The sequence below is a fragment of the Streptomyces sp. NPDC090083 genome (assembly GCF_044747445.1).
Classification (GTDB): Bacteria; Actinomycetota; Actinomycetes; order Streptomycetales; family Streptomycetaceae; genus Streptomyces.
Genome location: NZ_JBIVED010000002.1, coordinates 752900 through 774767, shown reverse-complemented (window position 1 = coordinate 774767; position 21868 = coordinate 752900). Strand labels below are relative to the sequence as shown.

General features: G+C 71.7%; 18 protein-coding genes. 7 read left to right on the top strand and 11 right to left on the bottom strand.

Annotated elements, in window-relative coordinates; translation table 11 throughout:
- Positions 1-53 precede the first annotated feature (53 nt).
- The 9 genes from ACIPTO_RS09275 to ACIPTO_RS09235 form a co-directional block, all read right to left on the bottom strand.
- Entirely contained in the window at positions 54-1739 is a 1686-nt protein-coding gene (locus tag ACIPTO_RS09275; protein ID WP_401190405.1) for a hypothetical protein, read from the bottom strand.
- 97 nt (positions 1740-1836) lie between these two features.
- Entirely contained in the window at positions 1837-2814 is a 978-nt protein-coding gene (locus ACIPTO_RS09270; protein WP_366316195.1) for a substrate-binding domain-containing protein, read from the bottom strand.
- A gap of 246 nt (positions 2815-3060) precedes the next feature.
- Complete coding sequence (locus tag ACIPTO_RS09265) at positions 3061-5535, bottom strand: hypothetical protein (protein ID WP_401190403.1); 2475 nt, start codon at positions 5533-5535, stop codon at positions 3061-3063.
- Positions 5535-7241: a phosphate ABC transporter substrate-binding protein PstS gene (gene pstS, locus ACIPTO_RS09260; protein WP_401190401.1), complete on the bottom strand. Its 1707-nt coding sequence runs from the start codon at positions 7239-7241 to the stop codon at positions 5535-5537. The genes ACIPTO_RS09265 and pstS overlap by 1 nt, the downstream gene beginning before the upstream one ends.
- Complete coding sequence (gene pstA / locus ACIPTO_RS09255) at positions 7238-8500, bottom strand: phosphate ABC transporter permease PstA (protein ID WP_366316201.1); 1263 nt, start codon at positions 8498-8500, stop codon at positions 7238-7240. Before pstA ends, pstS begins: the two co-directional genes overlap by 4 nt.
- 75 nt (positions 8501-8575) lie before the next feature.
- Positions 8576-9583, bottom strand: a complete 1008-nt coding sequence (gene pstC / locus ACIPTO_RS09250) for a phosphate ABC transporter permease subunit PstC (RefSeq protein WP_401190399.1) — start codon at positions 9581-9583, stop codon at positions 8576-8578.
- Positions 9584-9787: 204 nt separating this feature from the next.
- Positions 9788-10186, bottom strand: a complete 399-nt coding sequence (locus tag ACIPTO_RS09245; RefSeq protein ID WP_401190397.1) for a hypothetical protein — start codon at positions 10184-10186, stop codon at positions 9788-9790.
- 250 nt (positions 10187-10436) lie between these two features.
- Positions 10437-12128: a hypothetical protein gene (locus ACIPTO_RS09240; protein ID WP_401190395.1), complete on the bottom strand. Its 1692-nt coding sequence runs from the start codon at positions 12126-12128 to the stop codon at positions 10437-10439.
- Positions 12129-12172: 44 nt separating this feature from the next.
- Positions 12173-12877 (bottom strand): PH domain-containing protein, encoded by a 705-nt coding sequence (locus ACIPTO_RS09235; RefSeq protein WP_366316209.1) that lies wholly within the window; start codon positions 12875-12877, stop codon positions 12173-12175.
- A 190-nt stretch (positions 12878-13067) separates the two neighbouring features.
- On the opposite strand from ACIPTO_RS09235, the gene deoC reads away from it, so the two are divergent.
- Genes deoC through ACIPTO_RS09220 form a run of 3 tightly spaced genes read left to right on the top strand, consistent with a single transcriptional unit; the run spans position 13068 to position 16374 of the window.
- A complete protein-coding gene (gene deoC, locus ACIPTO_RS09230; protein WP_401190393.1) occupies positions 13068-14027 on the top strand; it encodes a deoxyribose-phosphate aldolase in 960 nt (319 codons plus the stop codon).
- Positions 14028-14033: 6 nt separating this feature from the next.
- Positions 14034-15482, top strand: a complete 1449-nt coding sequence (locus tag ACIPTO_RS09225; protein WP_401190391.1) for an aldehyde dehydrogenase family protein — start codon at positions 14034-14036, stop codon at positions 15480-15482.
- Positions 15475-16374 (top strand): aldehyde dehydrogenase family protein, encoded by a 900-nt coding sequence (locus ACIPTO_RS09220; RefSeq protein ID WP_366316215.1) that lies wholly within the window; start codon positions 15475-15477, stop codon positions 16372-16374. The genes ACIPTO_RS09225 and ACIPTO_RS09220 overlap by 8 nt, the downstream gene beginning before the upstream one ends.
- Positions 16375-16481: 107 nt before the next feature.
- On the opposite strand, the gene ACIPTO_RS09215 is transcribed toward ACIPTO_RS09220, so the two are convergent.
- The gene (locus ACIPTO_RS09215; RefSeq protein WP_366316217.1) at positions 16482-16874 is read right to left on the bottom strand and encodes a hypothetical protein; all 393 of its coding nucleotides are present in this window, start codon (positions 16872-16874) and stop codon (positions 16482-16484) included.
- A gap of 127 nt (positions 16875-17001) precedes the next feature.
- On the opposite strand from ACIPTO_RS09215, the gene ACIPTO_RS09210 reads away from it, so the two are divergent.
- Positions 17002-17649: a uridine kinase gene (locus tag ACIPTO_RS09210; RefSeq protein WP_366316219.1), complete on the top strand. Its 648-nt coding sequence runs from the start codon at positions 17002-17004 to the stop codon at positions 17647-17649.
- A gap of 237 nt (positions 17650-17886) precedes the next feature.
- On the opposite strand, the gene ACIPTO_RS09205 is transcribed toward ACIPTO_RS09210, so the two are convergent.
- The gene (locus tag ACIPTO_RS09205) at positions 17887-18624 is read right to left on the bottom strand and encodes a SigE family RNA polymerase sigma factor (RefSeq protein ID WP_266771817.1); all 738 of its coding nucleotides are present in this window, start codon (positions 18622-18624) and stop codon (positions 17887-17889) included.
- 267 nt (positions 18625-18891) lie between these two features.
- On the opposite strand from ACIPTO_RS09205, the gene afsQ1 reads away from it, so the two are divergent.
- Genes afsQ1 through ACIPTO_RS09190 form a run of 3 tightly spaced genes read left to right on the top strand, consistent with a single transcriptional unit; the run spans position 18892 to position 21763 of the window.
- Complete coding sequence (afsQ1, locus tag ACIPTO_RS09200) at positions 18892-19569, top strand: two-component system response regulator AfsQ1 (protein WP_033280216.1); 678 nt, start codon at positions 18892-18894, stop codon at positions 19567-19569.
- Positions 19566-21152, top strand: coding sequence for a HAMP domain-containing sensor histidine kinase (locus ACIPTO_RS09195; RefSeq protein WP_366316222.1), 1587 nt, complete (start codon positions 19566-19568; stop codon positions 21150-21152). Before afsQ1 ends, ACIPTO_RS09195 begins: the two co-directional genes overlap by 4 nt.
- Entirely contained in the window at positions 21149-21763 is a 615-nt protein-coding gene (locus ACIPTO_RS09190; protein ID WP_366316224.1) for a hypothetical protein, read from the top strand. Before ACIPTO_RS09195 ends, ACIPTO_RS09190 begins: the two co-directional genes overlap by 4 nt.
- Positions 21764-21868 lie beyond the last annotated feature (105 nt).

Genomic DNA, 21868 nt, shown 5'->3' with positions numbered 1-21868 from the left:
CGGCGGTGGGCGGGCCGGGGGCACGTGGCGGTGCCCCCGGTCCGGCCCGGCGGTCAGCGGTGCTGCGGGGTGTCGTCCGTGCCGAAGGCCAGGAGGCCCTTGCGCCGCATGTGGAGGACGAGGGCCGCGCCGGCGGCGAGGAAGGCGAGGGAGGCCAGGCCGATCGCGCCGGCCTCGGTGCCGGTGGCGGCCATCGAGCCAGTGCCGCCGCCGGTGGTCGTGCCGGTGCCGCCGTCGCCGCCCGTCGTTCCGCCCGTGTCCGTGCCGCCGCTCGTCGAGCCGCCGGTGTCCGTGCCGCCGGAGGCCGAGTCGGACGGGGAGGGCGAGGGGGAGTCGCCTGGGCCGTCGGTGCCGGTCGTGAAGGCGAAGGCGACGCTGTGGCCGTCGGTCGTGTCCTCGGCGAGGGTCAGCGTGTGGTCGCCGTCGGCGATGTCGCCCGGCACGGTGAAGGCGTAACCGTCCACGGTTCCGGCCGAGTCGGCCTTGGCGTCCGCGAAGGTCGCCTCGCTGTCGGCGAGGGTGACCTTGACGGCGGCGCTCGCGGTGTAGCCCCGGGCGGTGATCCTCAGCTTCTGGCCGGGTTGGAGGGCGGGGTTCGTGTCGAGGGTCTTGCCGTCCTCGTCGGTCACCGTGAGGTCGGGGTCGCCGGTGGGGTCGGGGCTCGCGGCCGCGTCGGTGCTGACGAAGTCGAAGGACCCGAACACGCCCGACTTCTCGGTGAAGTGGAGGCCGTGGTCGCCGTTGGGCAGTGCGTCGGGCACGGTGAACGCGTAGTCCGTGACGGCTCCGTCGGCGCTCGCGGTCACGTCGGGGTAGGTCGTGTTGGCGCCGGTGAGGCTGACGCTCACGGTGGACGCCGGGGTGAAGCCCCGGACGGTGACCTTCACCTTCTGGCCGATGGCCAGCGTGGGATCGGCGGCGAGGGCCTTGCCGTCGGCGTCCTTGGCGGAGATGGCGTAGCCGATGGTCGGGGTGACGGTGGCCTCGGAGGTGGCGTAGGCGTCGGGGTCGGCGGGGGTGAACACGGCGCTGTACGTCGTGAGGCCGCCGATCGCGGGTGCCGTTACGGTGAGGGAGGCGGTGCCGTCCGCGACCGTCGCCGTGCCCAGCGAGGTGTCGCCGTTCCTGAACTCGACGGAGCCGGCCGCGGCCGGGGTCACCGCGGCGGTGAGCTTGAGGTCGCCGCCGACGGAGACACCGGAGGCGGCGGTCACGGCGAGGGACGTGGGCTGCTGTTCGAGCAGGGCCCAACTGGTGCCCGTGACACGGACCTTGGCGAGGAAGCCGTCGGCGGTGGTGCCGCCGCCGCAGCCGAGGCCCAGGGTGTAGGTGCCGTCGAGGGACCCGTCGGGGATCCACTGGCGCAGCGCCTGCTCCAGGCTCTTCGCGGTGGTCCCGGCCAGTGCCTTCATGTCCACGGTGAAGGGGTCGGTGCCGAGCGGGGGCTTGGTGACGCTCTGGGCGAGGTTGGTCTGCACGGCGGAGTCGGTCGGCTTGTACACCTTGAGGACGGCCGTGACCTGGGTGGTGTTCGGGCAGCCCGCGCTGGAGGTGACCGAGGTGGTCATGGGGTTGTCCGCGATGCTGCCGGTGGCCGGGGCGAGCGTGAACTTGCCCAGGGTGGTGGCGGCCTGGGCCCGGCCCGAGAGGGCGAGGACTCCGGCCAGGGCGGCGAGCAGCAGGGCGCAGCAGCTCAACAGGGCCACTGGGGATCTGAGTTGGGCGAGACGTCGGTTCATGTGGTGGTCCCCCGCGGGGTCTGGGTCGTGGATGAATACGCCGACAGGGCCGGGCACCCCAGGGGTGCCCGGCCTGCGCGCGGTTACTGGACGGTGCTCAGCTCTCGCCCTTGACGTCCGTGCTGCCGCAGTCGCTGCCGAGGGCACCGAAGCCGTAGCCGGTGATGGTGGCCGTGTTCTGGCACACCGCCGAGCCGGTGCCCACGAAGGTGGCCGCGATCAGGGAGTCCGACAGCTTGGCGGTCGGGACGACGTTGTAGACGTTCCGGAGGTAGGGGAAGCCCAGGTTCAGCGTCAGGTCGTCGTTGCGCGAGCCCACGCCGTTGACGGAGCCGAGCACGGCGGAGCCGCGGCGGTCGTCCACGACGAGGGTCTCCTGCGCGGTGTACTGGGCCACCGAGTACGGGAAGATGTCGCCCGCGCTGTCGACCGCCGAGCCGTCGTTCTCCTGGATCGTGGAGTTGGACGTGACACAGGAGCCGGGGGTCGTCACGCCGATGGAGCTGAGGAAGAAGGCGCGGGTGCCCGAGGCCGACTGCGGCAGGATCGGGGTGAGGGTGACACCGTTGAGGGTGGTCAGGGTGCACTCGTAGATCGCCTTGAGCTGGGCGGTCGTCAGGTTGTCGGGCAGCGCGCTGCCGTCCAGCTTGACCCAGGACACGGCGTCCTTGGCGTACGGGATGAAGGTCAGGTCCGAGGTGGTGGTGTTGTTCGGGCCGCGCGAGGAGCGGGCGAAGTCGACACAGCCGGTGGAGCCGTCGACGGCGGTGTTGAGGGCCGTGATGCCGGCGCCGGACCCGTCGGGACGCGGGATGGTGCAGTTGCCGGTCGCCTTGGTCGTGATCGTGCTGGAGCCGGTGGCGTTCCAGGAGGCGACGACCTTGCCGCTGCCGTTCGTGATCGTGTCGCCGAGGGCGTTCATGACGTCCTGGGTGGTGTCGGAGCCGACTCCGGCGAGCTGACGGTAGTCGGTGGCCGAGCCGGGGTCCGCGTAGGCGGGGGCGGCCAGGGCACCGAGGCCCAGGGCGACCGCTCCGATACCGGCACCGACACGCAGGCGGGTCTTGACGTTCACTTGGGTTCTCCTCCGTGGAAACGGATCGAGCAGAGGACGTACAAGAAAAATCCGGATCTCCATTCACCGCCGACCCGTCGGCCGGCAGCGAGAACAATTCCGTAGAACCGCGTCCCGCGACCACTAATTCCAGCCGGTCATCAGGTTACGACTCCCTTTCCTAAGTGACTCCAAGGGAATTCACTCGGCGGTGTGCGAATTCCCGGGGCGTGAATACGCCCCGGGAATCCGGACGTCCGGGAATCCTCAGCCGCCGGCCGCTCCCCGGCGCAGCGAGAGGCGGAGCGCGACCGGGCCCGCGAGGGCGGCGGCCCCGCCCGCGACGAGGACGCCGAGCAGCACCCAGCGGACGATGCCGAGCACCTCGGAGGGGGTGTAGCCGCCGGACTTCGCCACGTTCTGCTTGGCCGGGTCGGTCTCCGTGGGCGCGGTGGAGGGCCGCGCGGTGTCCGGCGCGGCGGCGGCGCCCGAGGTGCCGGTGGCGCCCGACGTGCCGGTGCCTCCACCGGTGCCGCCGGCCGCGCCGCCGGACACCGAACCGCCGCTGCCGGTGCCGCTCACGTCGTCGCCGCCGCCTCCCGAGGTACTGCCGGTGGACTCGCCCGCGGCGGGCACGCCCTTCTCCAGCCGGTCCGCCGCCTGCTGCGCCAGGGTGCGCAGGGCGGTGGGCAACGGGGCGTATCCGTAGGGCAGTTGGCCCTTCGCGGTGCCCTGGGTCTGGCCGGCGCCCGCCGCGTAGCGCATCACCTTGGCGTAGTCGAGGCGGGCGTCCTTGGCCTGGTCGAGGGAGGCGGCCGCGTAGACGACAGCGGTGAGCGGGTAGGCGCCGTCCTTCATGCTGCCGGGTGCGGGCGCCTTGACGCCGGTGACGTCCGAGTCGGGCATCTGGGCGACGGCCTTGAGGAGGGAGTCGCCGGTCGGCTGGACGTACTGCCCGTCGGCGTTCGGGAGGGCGGCGGCGCCCAGCAGGTAGCGCACGGCGGACGCGTTGTCGACCAGGCCGAACTGGCGCTGGTTGGTCGGGATCGGCCGGCCCAGCGCCACGAGTTTCGGCACGCCGTCGGTCACGGTGCACTGGTAGGCCGTGCCGATGTCACCGCGGCGGACCCGCAGTGCCGCGTCGTGCATGTCGTTGACGTAGGGCACCACGTCGAGGCCGGTGTAGGTGATGGTGTCGGTGTTGCCGCCTCCGCAGTCGGTCGTCGTGGGCGCGGTGTCCGTCTTGGGGAAGAAATCCAGGGAATCCGAGACGACCCCGTCCTCGTATGCGGGGTTGACCTTCATTCCCCAGGGGTCGGATTTCCCGGCGATGAATTCCTTCGCGTCGGTGTCGGCCAGAATGTATTTCCACACCAGGCGGGCCGAGTCGGTGTTGGCGAGGGTGAGGGCCAGTCCGAGGGGTGCGTTTCCGGCCGCCTGGCCCGCGAGCCCGGGATTGAGCTGGAGGAATTCCGGGTCCTTGACGATGCTCTCGGGGTTGCCGGAGAGGTAGGCGGGCATCCTGTCGCCCGGCTTGACCAGGCTGAGGGGGTAGGACTGGGTGAGCACCTTGGCCAGCAGCCGCTGGTTGAGCTTGAGTTGGGTGAGCGGACGGCTGCCGGCCTGGGCGTCGTACATCCAGACGTAGCCGATGGTCAGTCCGGTGACCGCGACCGGCGCGTGCACCACCTCGGCCACGCCGTCGGCCGGTTCGACGGGGTACACCGTCATGGCGAGCCCGGCCACCGAGTCGCCGGAGGTCACGGCCTCGCGCGCCTGCTCCTCGCCGGACTGCGTGTAGTTGAACCGGTAGGTCCCGGACGCGCACAGGGCACTCTGCCAGGACGTGATGACGTCGGTGGCCAGTTCGGAACCCATGATTCCGCGCTCGGGCTTGCTCGGGTCGCAGCTGTCGGTGACCGGCGCGAAGTCGAGCCGGAACACGATGCGCTGGTCCCAGTTCGACCGGCTGAGCGAGGAGGTGACCGCGCTGCCGGGGCTGTGCTGCTGCCCGTTGGGGTCGTGGGTGCCGCGCGGCACCACCACCAGCCAGCACGGCTGGATCTTCCCGGCGGCGGTGGTGCGGGCCCCGCAGCCCAGGGCGGGCTGTTCCACGGCCGACTTCAGCTCGAACGACATGTCGCCGCCGCCGTCCCCGTCGTTCGGCATGAACGGGACGGCGTTGGTGTCCCCGTCGGTGAAGTACGTGGTGTCGGTGGCGGACGTGGTGGGGTCGCCCTGTCCCGTGACCGGAGCGAACGGCACGTAGTGGGTGCCGTTGCGGTCGACCGGGGTCGAGGAGTCGGTCTCCAGCGGGTCGTGGCCGGAGGTGTCGCCCCGGTACACGTACCGCCCGTCCCCCTTCTGCCCGCCCGCCGCCAGCCCGAACTCGCACTGCGTACGGTCGGGTCCGGTCGCCGCGTCACCCCAGCACTGCATGACCGAGAGGAAGTCGGTCTGGTCGTTGGCGGACGGCTCACCGCCGGTCCAGGTCACCCGCACGCCCTGCCCGGTCAGCTCCTTCGTCTGGTGCACGGTGACCTTCAGCTTCGAGAAGTCGTCGCCGTACGCCCCCTCGGCACCGCTCTCGGTCACCGCGGAGCTCTCCGCCGTGGCCGCCTGCGCCCGCTCCGCGCCCGGGGGCAGCGGCAGCACCGCGAGCACCAGCGCGGACATCAGGCAGCCCACCCCCGCGGCCACCCGCCGCGGGACCGGGGACATCCGTGTCGTGGGCCGTCCCATCAGAACTCCCTCCTGCGGCGCGAGCGGGCCGCCAGCATCCGTGCGGTGAGCGGCGGTCCGACGACCACCGCGACGAGCAGTACGGCCGACAGGGCCATCAGGGCGCCGCGCATCCCGAGGCCGTTGTCGGAGGCGAGGGCCACCGGGTTGGCGGCGACGGACGTGTCGCCGGTGCCGCCGGTGCCGGTCCCGTCGCCGCTGACCACCTCGCCGGTGTCGGGGTCGACGGCGCCCGCGGACGTACCGCCGGCCGTGGCGCTCGCGGTGCTGTCGGGCTTGCCGTCACCGTTGGTGTCCGTGCCGCCGGTGCCGCCCGAGGCGGTGGAACCGGCGGAAGTGGAGCCGCCGGTCGCGGAGTTGGTGCCGCCCGAGGTGCTACCGCCGTTGGCGGAGGGCTTCACCGGTGTGCTGGTGCCCGCCGCGCCCGCCGTGCCGGTGGTGCACTGCGTGGACCCCTTCTTGTCGCAGGACTTGGGGTAAGGGGCGTTCTGGATCAGGGTGTTGACCCCGCCGGAGAAGGTGGGGTTGCGGCAGTCGTTGATGTCGATCGTGCTCGTCGGCGCGCCCGGCACCCGGCGGATCTGCGCGAAGCCCGCCTCGACGAGGTTCTTCGGCAGCGGCGAGTAGCCGAGGTCGTCCGCCTGCTGCTGTCCGTCGCACAGGAAGTAACGGGCGAACGTGCCGAGGGAGTTGCCCTTGGCCTCGGTGAAGCCCGCCTCCACCTTCGTCGGCAGGATCATGTAGCTGTAGCTGGACAGCGGGTAGGTGCGGGCGTCCGCGTTGGTGTAGACGTTGTCGAGGATCTGGGTGAGGTAGTTCGAGGACTGCTTGTTCTCGTTGATCTCGGCCTTGGTCAGCGCGACCGCGACGCTCGCCGCGGTCGGCTCGACGTAGAAGTTGTCCTTGTTGAGCACCTTGGCCACCGGGAAGCCGGTGTTCTTGGCGTAGGAGTACTCGACGTAGGTGATCGCGCCCTCGCCGGAGGGCTGGCGGACATGGCCGGAGACGCCGAGCGAGCCGGACTTGGAGACCATCGTGGAGCCGCTGAGCAGCGGGTAGAACGAGGTCATGCCGCAGTTGCCGCTGCCGCGTCCGGTGCGGGAGCAGTAGTCGCTCCACAGCGCCGGGTACTCCTTGGACATCCAGGTGGTGAACTGCGCGCTGGTGCCCGAGCCGTCCGAGCGGACCACCGGGACGATCGCGCGGGCCGGCATGGTCAGCCCCGGGTTGTCGGCGGCGATCGCCGGGTCGTTCCAGCGGGTGATCCTCCCGGTGAAGATCCTGGTGAGTACGTCACCGGAGAGCCGGAGGTTGGTGACCATCCTGCCGTTGATCCTGAGGTTGTACATGAACGCCGTACCGCCGGCCACGATCGGCATGTAGGCGTAGCCCCGGCTCGGCGGCACCTCGGTGACGCCCTGTTCCTTGAGGCCGTAGGGGATCTCGGAGACCGCGAAGTCGACGGTGTTGTTCTTGAACTGCTGGCGGCCCTGCGAGGAGCCGTTGGCCGAGAAGTTCACCGTCATGCCGTAGTTGGCCTTGACGTTGCGGACCCACTGCTGGACCGCGTTGGAACTCCAGGTCGAACCGGAGCCGGTGATCTTCGCGTAGGAGGCCGCCGCGGCGGACGGTGGCCGAACGGCGAGCACGGCGCACAGCAGTGACAGCACGGTGGCCGCCAGACGGAGACGAGTGGCGGGTTTCACGACGAACTCCCGTTTTCGGTGAGGGCGTTGGGGCTCGGAGTGGCGGCGGAGGGCACCGGACGTTCGGCGAAGCGACGCGCGTCACGCCGGGACGCGAGGACGCGCCGGTGTTCCTGGCGGCGGCTCAACTGGCCTGGCCCGCGCCCGCCGACGACACGGGCGGCCACGAACAGCAGCAGCACCAGCGTCATCAGCAGGGCCGCCGTGCCGAAGCCGCGCGAGATCATGTTCGGCTCGGGCGACTTGACGAACTCGAAGGTGACCAGCGGCAGCGAGACCATCGGATCGTGCAGCGGGTTGAGGTTGAGGTCGTTGGTGTAGCCGGCGGTCAGCAGCACCGGGGAGGTCTCGCCGATGCCGCGCGCGGTGCCGAGGATCACGGCGGTGGTCAGACCCGAGCGGCAGGTCGGCAGGACGACGTGCCACACCGTGCGCCAACGGCTGGTGCCCATCGCGTAGGCGGCCTCGCGCAGGGTGCCGGGGACCAGCCGGATGACGACGTCGGCGGCCCGGATGATGATCGGCAGCATCATCACCGAGAGCGCGAGCCCGGCGGCGAGCCCGGACTGGCCCAGCCCCAGGCCCAGGATCACGGTGGCGTAGATGAACAGGCCGGCGACGATCGACGGCAGCGCGGTCATCGCCTCGACGATCGTGCGCACGAACCGGGCGTAGCCGCCGGGCACTTCGGTGAGGAACACCGCGCAGACCAGCCCGGCCGGGACGGTGATCAGCAGCGCGATGGTGATCATGATGAGGGTGCCGGCCGCCGCGTGCAGCGCCCCGCCGACGCTGAGCGGCTCCAGCGGGCCGGCCAGGTGCATGTCCTGGGTGAAGAAGTTCAGGTGCACCAGCGCCTTGCGGCCCTCGGCCAGCGCGTACACGACGACGAACGCGAGGATCACGACCAGCAGGACACCCATCGAGCGGACCACGGCCGCCGCGATCCGGTCGACGACGGCCGGGCCGTCCTCGTCGAAGGAGACCAGCAGGGCGTAGATCAGCAGGAACAGGCCGTAGGCCAGGACGACGAAGCCGACCGCGCCGTTGAAGGGCAGCAGCCAGGCGAACAGCAGCCAGGTCAGCGACAGCGCGGACGCGGCGGCGCCCGCGACGGCGTACAGGTCGGTGGCGCGCAGCCGGGTCAGGGCGCGGCGGCGCTCGCCGCCCGGCCCGGCGGTGCGCGCGAGGCCCGGCAGCGTGGTGCGCGGGCGGCCGGTCGCCTGACGCGCGCCGGGCGCTTCAGGGGCAGCGGTCATGGTCGCTCATTCCTGTCTGGCTGTGGCGTAACGGGCTGCGGGCGCCGGGGAGTCGGCGGTGGAGCGGCGGGGTCGTCAGGCGTCGCCGGTCGCGCCCGAGCGGGACCGGGCGACGATGGACGAGGCCGCGAAGTTGACGATCAGCGTCATGAGGAACAGCGCGAAGCCGGCCGCCATCAGGGCGGACATGCCGAACTCGCTGGCCTCGCCGTAGTGCAGCGCGATCAGTGCGGCGATCGAGCTGGTGCCGGACTGCAGGACGTGCCACTGGATGTCGAAGGTCACCGAGATGATCATGAAGATGGCGATGGTCTCGCCGAGGGCCCGGCCGAGCCCGAGCATGGTGCCGCCGATCATCCCGCCGCGCCCGAAGGGCAGGACGACGCTGCGGATCATGCCCCAGCGGGTCGCGCCGAGCGCGTAGGCGCCCTCGCGTTCACCGGCCGGGGCCTGGGAGAAGACCTCGCGCATGATCGAGCAGACGATCGGCGCGATCATCATGCCGACGACGAGACCCGCGATGAACGTCGAGGACGTGTAGAGGCTCTCGGGCGCCAACGGGTCGGCGGGGTCGGCTCCTCGCACGTCGAAGACGGGGATCCAGCCGAGGTAGGTGGAGATCCAGCGGGCGACCGGCAGCACCTTGTCCTGGAGGAAGAACACGCCCCACAGGCCGTAGACCACCGAGGGCACGGCGGCCATCAGGTCGACGGTGCTGATCAGCGTTCTGCGCAGCCCGGCCGGCGCGTACTCCGAGATGTACAGCGCGGCGCCGGTGGCCAGCGGTACGGCGACCAGCACGGCGACCACGGCGATCAGCACAGTGCCGACGAGCACCGCCGCGATCCCGAAGTTCCCCTGGTCCGGGGCCCATTGGGCGGTGGTGAGGAAGGACCAGCCGGCCTTGTCCAGCGCCAGCCACGCCCGGTAGAGGAGGAAGCCGCCCACCAGCAGCATGACGCCCAGCACGAAGGTGCCGCCGGAGCGCAGCACCACCCGGAAGACCCGGTCGGGCAGCCCCGGGTCGGCGTACAGGCGTCTCGGCACGTCGTCGGCGGCGGGCCCGGCCGCGAGAGCGGTCACGGGCTGCGGCGGTCTGGTTCGTCTCGGCACAGGCACGGCCCCGACGCTCCGGGCCCGTGGTGGACACGCTCGCCCCGAGGTGTGAACAAGAGGTTCCCTGGGGGCAACAACCGTTGCGCGGATCCCGCACACACCATGCACAACTCGACCGACAGCGGCCTCAGTTGACGATCACGTCCACAGGACGGGTGAGTTGACCGTCCGTCAGCCGCTGTCGCCGAATAACTCCGGTCCCGCGTGCATCAGTTCGGGCAGCATCGCGCGGAACCGGTCATAGGCGGCACGACAGGTCGCGTGCCGCTCGTACGTCCGCGCCGCCCCGGCGAGATGCCGTCCCGACGTCTCCCACACGACCCACACCCAGCCGCCGCCCTCGGCACCGTGCTGGATGCCGCCGCCCATCTCGGCATGGCGCGCGCACAGCCGGACGAACGCCTTGCGACATCGGTCGTGGCTGTCGTGCGAGGTCAACGACACCGCCACCGACCGCCCGTTGGGGGCGACCAGCCGCCACCCGAACCCGCCCCGGCCGTCGATGTCGATCAGACATCTCATGCCCATCACCGCGACGGCAGGTCTTGCCGCCTCGCCGGACCGCTCCATGTCCCCACCCCTGCCGCCCATCGATGAGTAAAACCCGCAGGTACGGCGCTATGGACGGCATCAGCAATCTACTGAGGCGGAGATGAACGGGACGAGACAAACGAGACGCCCGGGCCCACGCTTCATGTCGAAGTATCCCCTAGGAAACCCCTAGGACAGACACAGGGAAAGCGCTCACTCCGCACTCGGGACAACGTTGCCAATAGATGGACGGAAGGGGCTGCATGGGGGCACCGCCCCGCAACCACGGTCAGGACAGCCAGCGGGTGACGAGCACCGCGATCCAGGCGAAACCGAGGACCGCGGCGAACGGCCACAGCGGGCGCCCGCGTTCCTTCGCACCGCTCTCGCCGGTGGGGCGGAGGGCGGGGTCGGCGATCATCGCGGTGAGCTCGGCGGCCAGCGCGTCGTACGGGTGGACGAGCCGGCGCCTGCGCTGGAGCCAGGGCCAACGGGGCGCGGCCACCGCCCAGTTGTCGCCGTCGCGCACCCGGAGCTGGAGCTCGAACGACTCACGCCGGGCCGCGCGCAGGTCGTCCCACGGGATGTGCCGCGGGGCACGCAGCCGGTTCAGCCAGACGCCGGTGCGGTCGGCGGTGACGCGCCAGCGGATTTTCACGGGGACGCGGACAGCGCACATCAGCCCGGTGACGAGCAGCAGCGCCTGGAACCAGAGGCTGTCGTCGATCACCAGCAGGAAGTACCCGGTGCACCACAGCGCCGTCAGGAAGCCCGCCAGCAGGTCCACCGCCCCCGCCCGCCAGTGCCGCACCGGCACCACGGTGATCCCCGCCCGCACGGTCTCGGCCAGTTCCGCGTCCCGCGCCGCGCGGACCGCCGCCCGCTCCTCCCGGGCGAGCCTGCGCCCCGCCGCACGCTCCGGCAACGGCCGCACGGGCCCGGTCGAACACTCCGCCACCGGCGGCTCACCGGGCTCCTCCGCCGCGCCGACCAGCAGGATCTCGGCGCCGTCGCAGGGCGCGCCGTAGAGGACGGCCTCGCGCAGCGGGCCGGGGACGGGAGCGGCGGCCTTGTCGAGAAGTTCCTCCAGCTCCTCCCGGGCCGCCACGTCGTCCCGATCGCCGCGGTCGCCCCGGTCGTCCGGGTCGCTTCCGTCGCCCTTGCCGTCCGCGTCCCCGTAGCGTGCCGCCCGTGTCGCGACGGTGAACAGCGGCCGTAGCGCCCGGGTGTCGTCCGCCGCGTAGACCACCGCGTCCTCGTGCTCGTCCTTGCCGACGAGGACGCGCAGGACGGGTGCGGGGGTCGTGCGCAGTGCGGTCGCCCGGCGACGGCCGAGGGTGCCGGAGAACAGCAGGGTGAGGGCCAGGCCGACCGCGAACAGGCCCTCCGCGAGCGCCAGCCGACGGCCACCGGACCCGTGCCACAGGCCGGAGGTGGCGAGCAGCGCGACACCGGGTACGGCCAGACCGGCCCCGAACCTGAGGAACAGCCCGCCCCGCCGCACCGGCCCGTCCGCGCCGGGCGGCACGGCCACGACCCCGCCGGCCGCGGCGAGGGCGCCCTCCCGCTGGCGGGCACGCGCGCGTGCCCGCAGTCCGGTGGCCGTCACGGACGTCAGCACCAGCAGGGCGGCGCAGACCAGGACCGGCCACGGCAGCCCGGTGGCCCGTACCGCGACCAGCACGACCAGGACGGGCGCGGAGAACCGTACGACCTCGGGGCGCCACAGCCACCAGACGACCTGGAGCGGCAGGAGCGCGACCAGGTCAGGGGGCAGATCCGTGGTCGCCAGCAGTCCGAAGGCGGCCAGCACCGCGCACCAGAGGACCAGTTCGACGGACCAGCGGCGCGGTCTGACCGGCACCCACGACGGCAGCGCCGCATCGGCCCACGCGCGCGCGTGCCCGCCGTTCCAGGCCACGCATCCGCCGGGTATCGCGGAGGCGGCCAGCAGCGACGGCTCCCGGACGTTCGTGGTCATGTCATCCCAGGGTGAGAAGGGGTGAGCGCGGGGAGCGGGGGGGGTCAGCCCGTCGCCAGCAGGATCGCCAGGACCACCGCGCCCGCGACCGCCGGTCCGATCACCTCGTACGCCCAGCGCACGGTGACCTCGCCCTGTGCCGGCTCGGCCTCCTCCCGGCCCTCCAGCAGCTCGCGCAGGTCGGCCATGATCTGGTCGGACTCCGGGCGCGTGGGCCCGGCCTGCGCGGCACCGCCCCGCAGGGCGCTGCCCGCGCCCATGCCACCGCCGAAGCCGCCGAGCCCGCTCAGTCCGCCGCCGAGGCCGAGGCCCCCGGCCCGGCCGCCGCGCCGCTCGCCCGCCGCCTCCGCCGCGGCCTTCGCTTCGCGCCGGGCCGCCTTCTTGCGGGCCCGCAGCGAGACGGGCACCGACCACAGCTGGAACTTGGCGCCCGCCTTCGTGACGACCTCGTTCGAGAACCCGGAGCGCAGGCTGGCGATCTCGCCCCACGGCAGCACGACGACCCGGAAGGGGTTGCGGACGCGGAGGCGGTTCTCGTTGGCGTACACGGCCGGGCGGAGGGTGAAGGCCACGAGGACCGGCACCACGAGGATCATCCCGGCCAGCGCCAGCCACGGGGTGCGGCCATGGCCGCTCACGAGGGCGTCGATGCCCAGCCAGCCGACGATGACCAGCAGGAGGACACCGGCGACGAGGCCCGCGGGGGAGCGGTAGATCCGGTCTTTGTGAACGGGGAGCGGGGTCGTCATGGTGCCGATTGTGCCTCAGGGGTGCGCCCGGTCGCCGTCGGGGTTGTGTGCGTCTGCGACCTCGGGTGCTCCGCGGCCGGTCGCGCCCGCGCGGCGGAGCCGCATCCGGACACGGCCCCGCGCCCCCAGCCAGGATCACGTGCTCGGGGTGTACAGCCGCTACGCGCGTAGATATGCTCGGGTGGTGACCATGCCCACCACTGCACCTGCTGCTGCACACGCACTCGGCGAGGTAACGGCCTCCGACAGCACGCTGCGCCGCTTCCTCCACGGGCTGCCCGGCGTCGACGCGGTCGGCCTCGAGGCGCGTGCCGCCTCGCTCGGGACCCGTTCCATCAAGACCACCGCGAAGGCGTACGCCATCGACCTCGCCATCTCGATGGTCGACCTGACGACGCTGGAAGGCGCGGACACCCCGGGCAAGGTCCGGGCGCTCGGCGCCAAGGCGGTCCGCCCCGACCCGACCGACCGCACCAGCCCGTCGACCGCGGCCGTGTGCGTCTATCCCGACATGGTGGCCACCGCCAAGGAGGCCGTCGCCGGTTCCGCCGTGAAGGTCGCCTCCGTCGCCACCGCCTTCCCGGCCGGCCGGGCCGCGCTCGACGTGAAGCTGGCCGACGTGCGCGACGCGGTCGCCGCGGGCGCCGACGAGATCGACATGGTCATCGACCGCGGGGCGTTCCTCGCGGGCCACTACATGAAGGTGTACGACGAGATCGTCGCCGTGAAGGAGGCCTCGGGCGCCGCCCGCCTGAAGGTCATCTTCGAGACCGGCGAGCTGTCGACGTACGACAACATCCGCCGCGCCTCCTGGCTCGGCATGCTGGCCGGCGCGGACTTCATCAAGACGTCCACCGGCAAGGTCGCCGTCAACGCGACCCCCGCGAACACCCTGCTGATGCTGGAGGCGGTCCGCGACTTCCGCGCCCAGACCGGCATCCAGGTCGGCGTGAAGCCCGCGGGCGGTATCCGCACCTCCAAGGACGCCGTCAAGTTCCTGGTCATCGTCAACGAGACGGCTGGCGCGGACTGGCTGGACAACCACTGGTTCCGCTTCGGCGCGTCCTCGCTCCTGAACGACCTGCTGATGCAGCGTCAGAAGCTGGCCACCGGCCGCTACTCCGGCCCCGACTACGTGACGGTGGACTGATCCCCCATGGCATCCGCATCTGTTTCCGCTTTCGAGTACGCCCCGGCGCCCGAGTCCCGCTCGGTCGTCGACATCGCGCCGTCCTACGGCCTGTTCATCGACGGTGAGTTCACCGAGGCCGCGGACGGCAAGGTCTTCAAGACCGTGTCCCCGTCCACCGAGGAGGTCCTGTCCGAGATCGCCCAGGCGGGCGAGGCGGACGTGGACCGCGCGGTGCGGGCCGCCCGCAAGGCCTTCGAGAAGTGGTCGGCGCTGCCGGGCTCCGAGCGGGCGAAGTACCTGTTCCGCATCGCCCGGATCATCCAGGAGCGCAGCCGCGAACTGGCCGTCCTGGAAACCCTGGACAACGGCAAGCCCATCAAGGAGACCCGCGACGCCGACCTCCCCCTGGTCGCCGCGCACTTCTTCTACTACGCGGGCTGGGCCGACAAGCTGGAGCACGCCGGATTCGGCTCCGCGCCAAGGCCGTTGGGCGTCGCCGGCCAGGTCATCCCCTGGAACTTCCCGCTGCTGATGCTGGCGTGGAAGATCGCTCCGGCGCTCGCGACCGGCAACACGGTGGTGCTGAAGCCCGCCGAGACGACCCCCCTGTCCGCTCTCTTCTTCGCGGACATCTGCCGCCAGGCGGGCCTGCCCAAGGGTGTCGTCAACATCCTTCCGGGATACGGCGATGCGGGCGCCGCGCTGGTCGCGCACCCGGACGTGAACAAGGTCGCCTTCACCGGCTCCACCGCCGTCGGCAAGGAGATCGCGCGGACGGTCGCGGGCACCGGCAAGAAGGTCACCCTCGAACTCGGCGGCAAGGGCGCGAACATCGTCTTCGACGACGCGCCCGTCGACCAGGCCGTCGAGGGGATCGTCACCGGCATCTTCTTCAACCAGGGCCAGGTCTGCTGCGCGGGCAGCCGCCTGCTCGTCCAGGAGTCCGTCCAGGACGAGCTGCTGGACTCCCTCAAGCGCAGGCTCTCCACGCTCCGCCTCGGCGACCCGCTCGACAAGAACACGGACATCGGCGCGATCAACTCCGCCGAGCAGCTCGCGCGGATCACCTCGCTCGTCGAGCAGGGCGAGGCCGAGGGCGCCGAGCGCTGGTCCCCGTCCTGCGAACTCCCGTCCTCCGGCTACTGGTTCGCCCCGACGCTCTTCACGAACGTCACCCAGGCGCACACCGTCGCCCGCGACGAGATCTTCGGCCCGGTGCTGTCGGTGCTGACCTTCCGCACGCCCGAGGAGGCGGTCGCGAAGGCCAACAACACGCAGTACGGCCTCTCGGCGGGCATCTGGACCGAGAAGGGCTCCCGCATCCTGGCCGTCGCGAGCAAGCTGCGCGCGGGCGTGGTGTGGTCCAACACGTTCAACAAGTTCGACCCGACCTCGCCGTTCGGCGGTTACAAGGAGTCGGGCTACGGCCGCGAGGGCGGTCGCCACGGCCTGGAGGCGTACCTCGATGTCTGAGAAGTCAGAGCAGCAGCGACTGTCCGTCTTCAAGACCTACAAGCTGTACGTCGGGGGCAAGTTCCCGCGTTCCGAGAGCGGCCGGGTGTACGAGGTGACGGACTCCAAGGGCAAGTGGCTGGCGAACGCGCCGCAGTCCTCCCGCAAGGACGCCCGGGACGCGGTCGTCGCGGCCCGCAAGGCGTTCGGCGGCTGGTCCGGCGCGACGGCCTACAACCGGGGCCAGGTCCTCTACCGCGTCGCCGAGATGCTGGAGGGCCGCAAGGAGCAGTTCGTGCGTGAAGTGGCGGACGCGGAGGGCCTGTCGAAGGCGAAGTCCGCCGCCGTCGTGGACGCGGCGATCGACCGCTGGGTCTGGTACGCGGGCTGGACCGACAAGATCGCCCAGGTGGTCGGCGGCGCGAACCCGGTGGCGGGCCCGTACTTCAACCTCTCCTCCCCCGAGCCGACGGGTGTCGTCACCGTCCTCGCCCCCCAGGAGTCGTCTTTCCTGGGCCTGGTCTCGGTCGTGGCCCCGGTGATCGCGACCGGCAACACGGCGATCGTGATCGCGAGCGAGACGTCCCCGCTCCCGGCGCTGTCGTTGGGCGAGGTCCTGGCCACCTCCGACCTGCCCGGCGGTGTCGTCAACGTCCTCTCCGGCAGGACGGCGGAGATCGCGGCCCCCTTGGCCGCCCACCAGGACGTCAACGCCATCGACCTGGCGGGCGCGGACGACGTGCTGGCGAAGGAGCTGGAGATCGCGGCGGCGGACAACCTCAAGCGGGTCCTGCGTCCACAGCCTGTGGACTACACGCGGACTCCCGGCACCGACCGCCTGACGGCCTTCCTGGAGACGAAGACGGTCTGGCATCCGACGGGTTCGCTGGGGGCGAGCGGCTCCTCGTACTAGGCGGGCCGAAGGCCGTGCCTCAGGGGCGCGGGGAACTGCGCGACCAGCCACTGCGGACTCGCACTCGGCACCGGATCCGCAGCTCCCCGCCCCTGCCCCGCAATCGCTCAGCCCCCCAGCAACCCCGTGACCTGCCCCACCACCGGCATGCTCCCGATCGACTGCGCCTCGGCGACCGGTCCGGTCAACGCCTGCGAGGCCAGCGGCTGGAAGTCCGCGAGCTGGGTCGCCACCCCGTTGTCCAGCGGGTCGACTCCCGTGCCCGCGAGGGGGTTCGGCTTGAGCCCGGCGACAGGCCCGGTGACATAACCGACCGTGCCGGTGAGGGCGCCGAGCCCCGCCGCCGGGTCGATCTTGCCCAGCGAGGTGGGCCGGGTCGCCACCGGCGAGGTGTCCGCCGCGGCCGTCGCCGCCCCCGCGCCCAGCGCGACTCCGGCGGTCGCGAGGGCGACCAGGGCCCGCTGGGCGGTCGGGTGCTGGGAGGACGTGTGTCGTGCCATTGCTGGTGCCACCTTCTGGTGCGCAGGGTAATCAGGTCAGCACGAAGGGTAGTTGACGTGTGATGCGCGTTCCACTGGCGACCCGCGGGGTCGGCAGGACGTACGGAATGCGTCAAACTGGTGTCCCGTGAGCATCATTTCCCCGTCACCGGCCCGTGTCGTGCTGCTGTGCGGCCCCTCGGGTTCCGGCAAGTCCCTCGTCTCCGCCCGGTCCGGCCTGCCCGTGCTGCGGCTCGACGACTTCTACAAAGAGGGCGACGACCCCACTCTGCCGCTGGTGGCCGGGAGTTCGGACATCGACTGGGACCACCCCGACTCCTGGGACGCGGACGTCGCGGTCACCGCGATCGTCGAACTGTGCCGCACGGGCCGTACAGACGTGCCGGTCTACGACCTCTCGCTCAGCGCGCGGACGGGCACGGAGGCGGTCGACGTGGGCCGCACCCCGCTGTTCATAGCGGAGGGCATCTTCGCCGCCGAGGTCATCACCCGCTGCCGGGAGCTGGGCGTGCTCGCGGACGCGCTGTGCCTGAGCCGGGGGCCGGTGCGCACGTTCCGCCGGCGTTTCCTGCGGGATCTCAGGGAGGGCCGTAAGTCCGTGGCGTTCCTGGTGCGGCGGGGCTGGCGGCTGATGCGGCTGGAGCGGTCGATCGTGGCCCGGCAGACCGGGCTCGGCGCGTACGCCTGCGGCAAGGACGAGGCGCTGGGCCGGCTGGCCGCGGCGGCGGTGGGGCGACGCCCGGCGGCGGCCCCCGCCCCGACCCCCACCAGCTGACGACGGCAGTCCGGCGACGGGCACCTGACGACGTACGAGAAGAGCGGGACTGGACGGACCCCCCGGCCCTCCAGTCCCGCTCCTCCGTTCCCCCGTGGTACTTCCCCCGTGATCCCCCTGGTTTTTCCCCCGTGTCCCCCGTGTTCCCCCTGGTCCCGGTGACCCCGTCGGCACCCCCCGGTACCGATCCCCCGCGGTCCCCAGGACCTCCCCCGTTTACCTTCCCCCCCCGAACCCTCAGGCGACGAGCTCCCCGAAGGCGTCCTCCTCGTCACGGCCGAAGCTGAGGACCTCGTCCTCGCGCATGCGGCGGAGCGACCGCCAGATGCTGGACTTCACCGTGCCGACACTGATGTCGAGGATCTCCGCGATCTCCGGGTCCGTGCGGCCCTCGTAGTAGCGGAGGACCAGCATGGTGCGCTGGAGTTCCGGCAGCCGGGACAGCGCCTGCCACAGGACCGCGCGCAGCTCCGTGCCGCGCATCGCGTCCGTGTCGCCGGGCGTCTCCGGCAGCTCCTCGGTCGGGTACTCGTTCAGCTTGCGGCGGCGCCACGCGCTGATGTGCAGGTTCGTCATGGTGCGGCGGAGATAGCCCCCGACCGCGGCCTTGTCACTGATCCGGTCCCACGCCTTGTACGTCGAGAACAGCGCGCTCTGCAGCAGGTCCTCGGCCTCGAAGCGGTCGCCGGTCAGGTGGTAGGCGGTCGCGTACAGGGAGGCGCGGCGCTCCTGGACGTAGGCGGTGAACTCCGCCTCCGACAGCGAACGACGCTCCCCCGTGTCCTCCCTGTACCCGCTTCCCCCGTGCGCCTCCCCCGTGTGCGCGTCAACCACCGTCATGTAACCGGTGTGCTGACGCCCGGCGCTGCGAGCGCACCCCCGCCCGCTCACAGCGCCGGACTTCTCCGAGCCCCGGGTGACGTCGTGCAGACGCGTGATGACTGCGTTGTTGCTGGTGCTGTGCAGCGTGTTCATCTCGCGCCCCCCGTAGTGGACTTGCCCGGTGTTCGGAAGTTCCGGCGTGGTTCCTTGCCTGTGCCGAAAATCCTGCCGGGGTCACTTCATGGACGTGTCCCCCGACTGTCACAGACCTGTCACAGGGGCCGGTCTCCGCGGCCGACCTCAGAAAACGGACAGTCCGGTCACAGGGAAGGGCGCTAGGGGTGCGCACACCGGGCCGCGAGGGCTGTGTAGCCGTACAGGTGTCGAAACCCCGGGCCGCCATGGGCCAGAATGAGCCCCGTGCCTTCCCTGTTGCTGATCGAGGACGACGACGCCATCCGGACGGCCCTGGAGCTCTCTCTGACGCGCCAGGGACACCGGGTGGCCACCGCTGCCAGCGGCGAGGACGGTCTGAAGCTGCTGCGTGAGCAGCGGCCGGACCTGATCGTGCTGGATGTGATGCTGCCCGGCATCGACGGTTTCGAGGTGTGCCGTCGTATCCGGCGCACGGACCAGCTGCCGATCATTCTGCTCACCGCGCGCAGCGACGACATCGACATCGTCGTCGGGCTGGAGTCCGGCGCCGACGACTACGTGGTCAAACCCGTGCAGGGGCGTGTTCTCGACGCCCGGATCCGGGCCGTGCTGCGGCGCGGGGAGCGCGAGGCCAACGACGCGGCCACGTTCGGTTCGCTGGTGATCGACCGCGCCGCGATGACCGTCACGAAGAACGGCGAGGACCTCCAACTCACGCCCACCGAGCTGCGGTTGCTCCTGGAGCTGAGCCGGCGGCCCGGACAGGCCCTGTCCCGGCAGCAGTTGCTGCGGCTGGTGTGGGAACACGACTACCTCGGTGACTCACGGCTGGTGGACGCGTGTGTCCAGCGGCTGCGCGCCAAGGTCGAGGACATCCCGTCGTCCCCGACGCTCATCCGTACCGTGCGCGGCGTCGGCTACCGCCTGGACTCGCCTCAGTGACCGACGCGCCAGGGGGGATCCGGGGCTGGCGCCCGGGTCGTAAGGGAGTCCTGTCCCGGCTGCGGTTCACCAGCCTGCGGCTGCGGCTGGTCGTGGTCTTCGGCCTGGTCGCGCTGACGGCCGCCGTGTCCGCGTCCGGCATCGCGTACTGGCTCAACCGCGAGGCGGTCCTCACCCGCGCCCAGGACGCGGTGCTGCGCGACTTCCGCCAGGAGATGCAGAACCGCGCCGGCGCCCTGCCCGTCCACCCCACCCAGGACGAACTGATGCGCACGGCGGGCCAGATGGCCAACAGCAGCCAGCGCTTCAGCGTCCTGCTCGTCGCCGAGGACACCAACGACAAGACGGTCTACGGCAACTCCGGTGGCCTGAACGGCTTCTCGCTGGAGGACGTGCCCACGTCGCTGCGGACGGCGGTGAACAAGCAGCAGTCGGTGTCCGACGGCAACAAGGAGCCGTACCACCTGTACTGGCAGCGGGTCACCGAGCACGGCACGCCCTATCTGGTGGCCGGGTCCCGGATGATCGGCGGCGGGCCGACCGGCTACATGCTCAAGTCCCTTGAGCCGGAGGCCAAGGACCTCAACTCCCTCGCCTGGTCGCTGGGGATCGCCACCGGGCTCGCGCTGATCGGTTCCGCGCTGCTCGCGCAGGCCGCCGCGACGACCGTCCTCAAGCCCGTGCACCGGCTCGGCATCGCCGCGCGCCGGCTCGGCGAGGGCAAGCTCGACACCCGGCTGCGGGTCTCCGGCACCGATGAACTCGCCGAGCTGTCACGGACGTTCAACCAGACCGCCGAAGCGCTGGAGAAGCGGGTCGCCGACATGGCCGCCCGCGACGACGCCTCGCGCCGGTTCGTCGCCGACATGTCGCACGAGCTGCGCACCCCGCTGACCGCGATCACGGCCGTGGTGGAGGTGCTGGAGGAGGAACTCGACGCCGAGACCGGCAGCGTGGACCCGATGATCGAGCCCGCCGTACGCCTCGTCGTCAGCGAGACCAAGCGGCTCGGCGACCTCGTCGAGAACCTGATGGAGGTCACCCGCTTCGACGCGGGCACCGCCCGGCTGGTCCTGGACGACGTCGACATCGCCGACCAGATCACCGCGTGCATCGACGCCCGCGCCTGGCTGGACGCCGTCGACCTGGACGCCGAGCGCGGCATCCACTCCCGGCTCGACCCGCGCCGCCTCGACGTCATCCTCGCCAACCTCATCGGCAACGCCCTCAAGCACGGCGGCTCCCCGGTCCGGGTCTCGGTCCGGCTGGAGGACGACGACCTCGTCATCGCCGTCCGCGACCACGGTCCCGGCATCCCCGAGGACGTCCTGCCGCACGTCTTCGACCGCTTCTACAAGGCGAGCGCCTCCCGGCCCCGCTCCGACGGCAGCGGCCTCGGCCTCTCCATCGCCCTGGAGAACGCCCACATCCACGGCGGCGAGATCACCGCCGCCAACTCCCCCGACGGCGGCGCGGTGTTCACCCTCCGCCTGCCCAGGGACGCCTCCGCGCTCACGGAGGAACCCGGCACCGAGAACGGCGAGAAGGGCGAGGGCTCCGGCCCCGAGGAGAACGCGTCATGACCGTACGACGCCGCTACGGCATCGCAGTCGCCCTTCCCCTGCTCGGACTGCTGCTCGCCGGGTGCGGGATCCGGGCCACCGAGGTGCCGACCGACTTCGGGGCGGCGCCCTCCCGGGTGCCGTGCACGCTCACCGAGCCGGACGTGTCGCCGCAGGCCGCGCGCGGGGTGCCCGTGCAGGTGTTCCTGCTGTGCGGGTCGTCGCTGGTGACCGTCGACCGGGCGGTACAGGTGCCGGACGGCACGGCCGACGTGCAGCGCCGGGTCATCGTCGCCCAGGGTCTCCTCGACCAGCTCGCCGAGTCGCCGTCCGCGGGCGAGCGGGACGCCGGGTACACGACCGACGTGCGCGGCGGCATGACGGTGAGCGGGCCCCGGGTGAGGGACCCCAAGGACGCGCTGCGGCTGAGCAACTCACCGGCCGACCTCACGTCGTACGCGCTCGCCCAGATCGTCTGTACGTTCTCCGACTCGGCCGCGGCCGAGGGCGACGGCTCGGTGATCCTCGGCGGCCCGGACGGCACACCGCTGCGCCGCTACGAGTGCACGGACGACGTCCGTACCGACCCCGGCACCAAGGCGCCACCGTCCAGCGAGGTGACGGACGGCTGACGCCGCGGGCGCCCCGACGGTGAACGGGGCGCGAAAAGGGGCGTGTGGCGCAGGCCTCACCCTGGTGCGTGGCACCTACCCGGAACCGATCGTGCCGGACAGGGC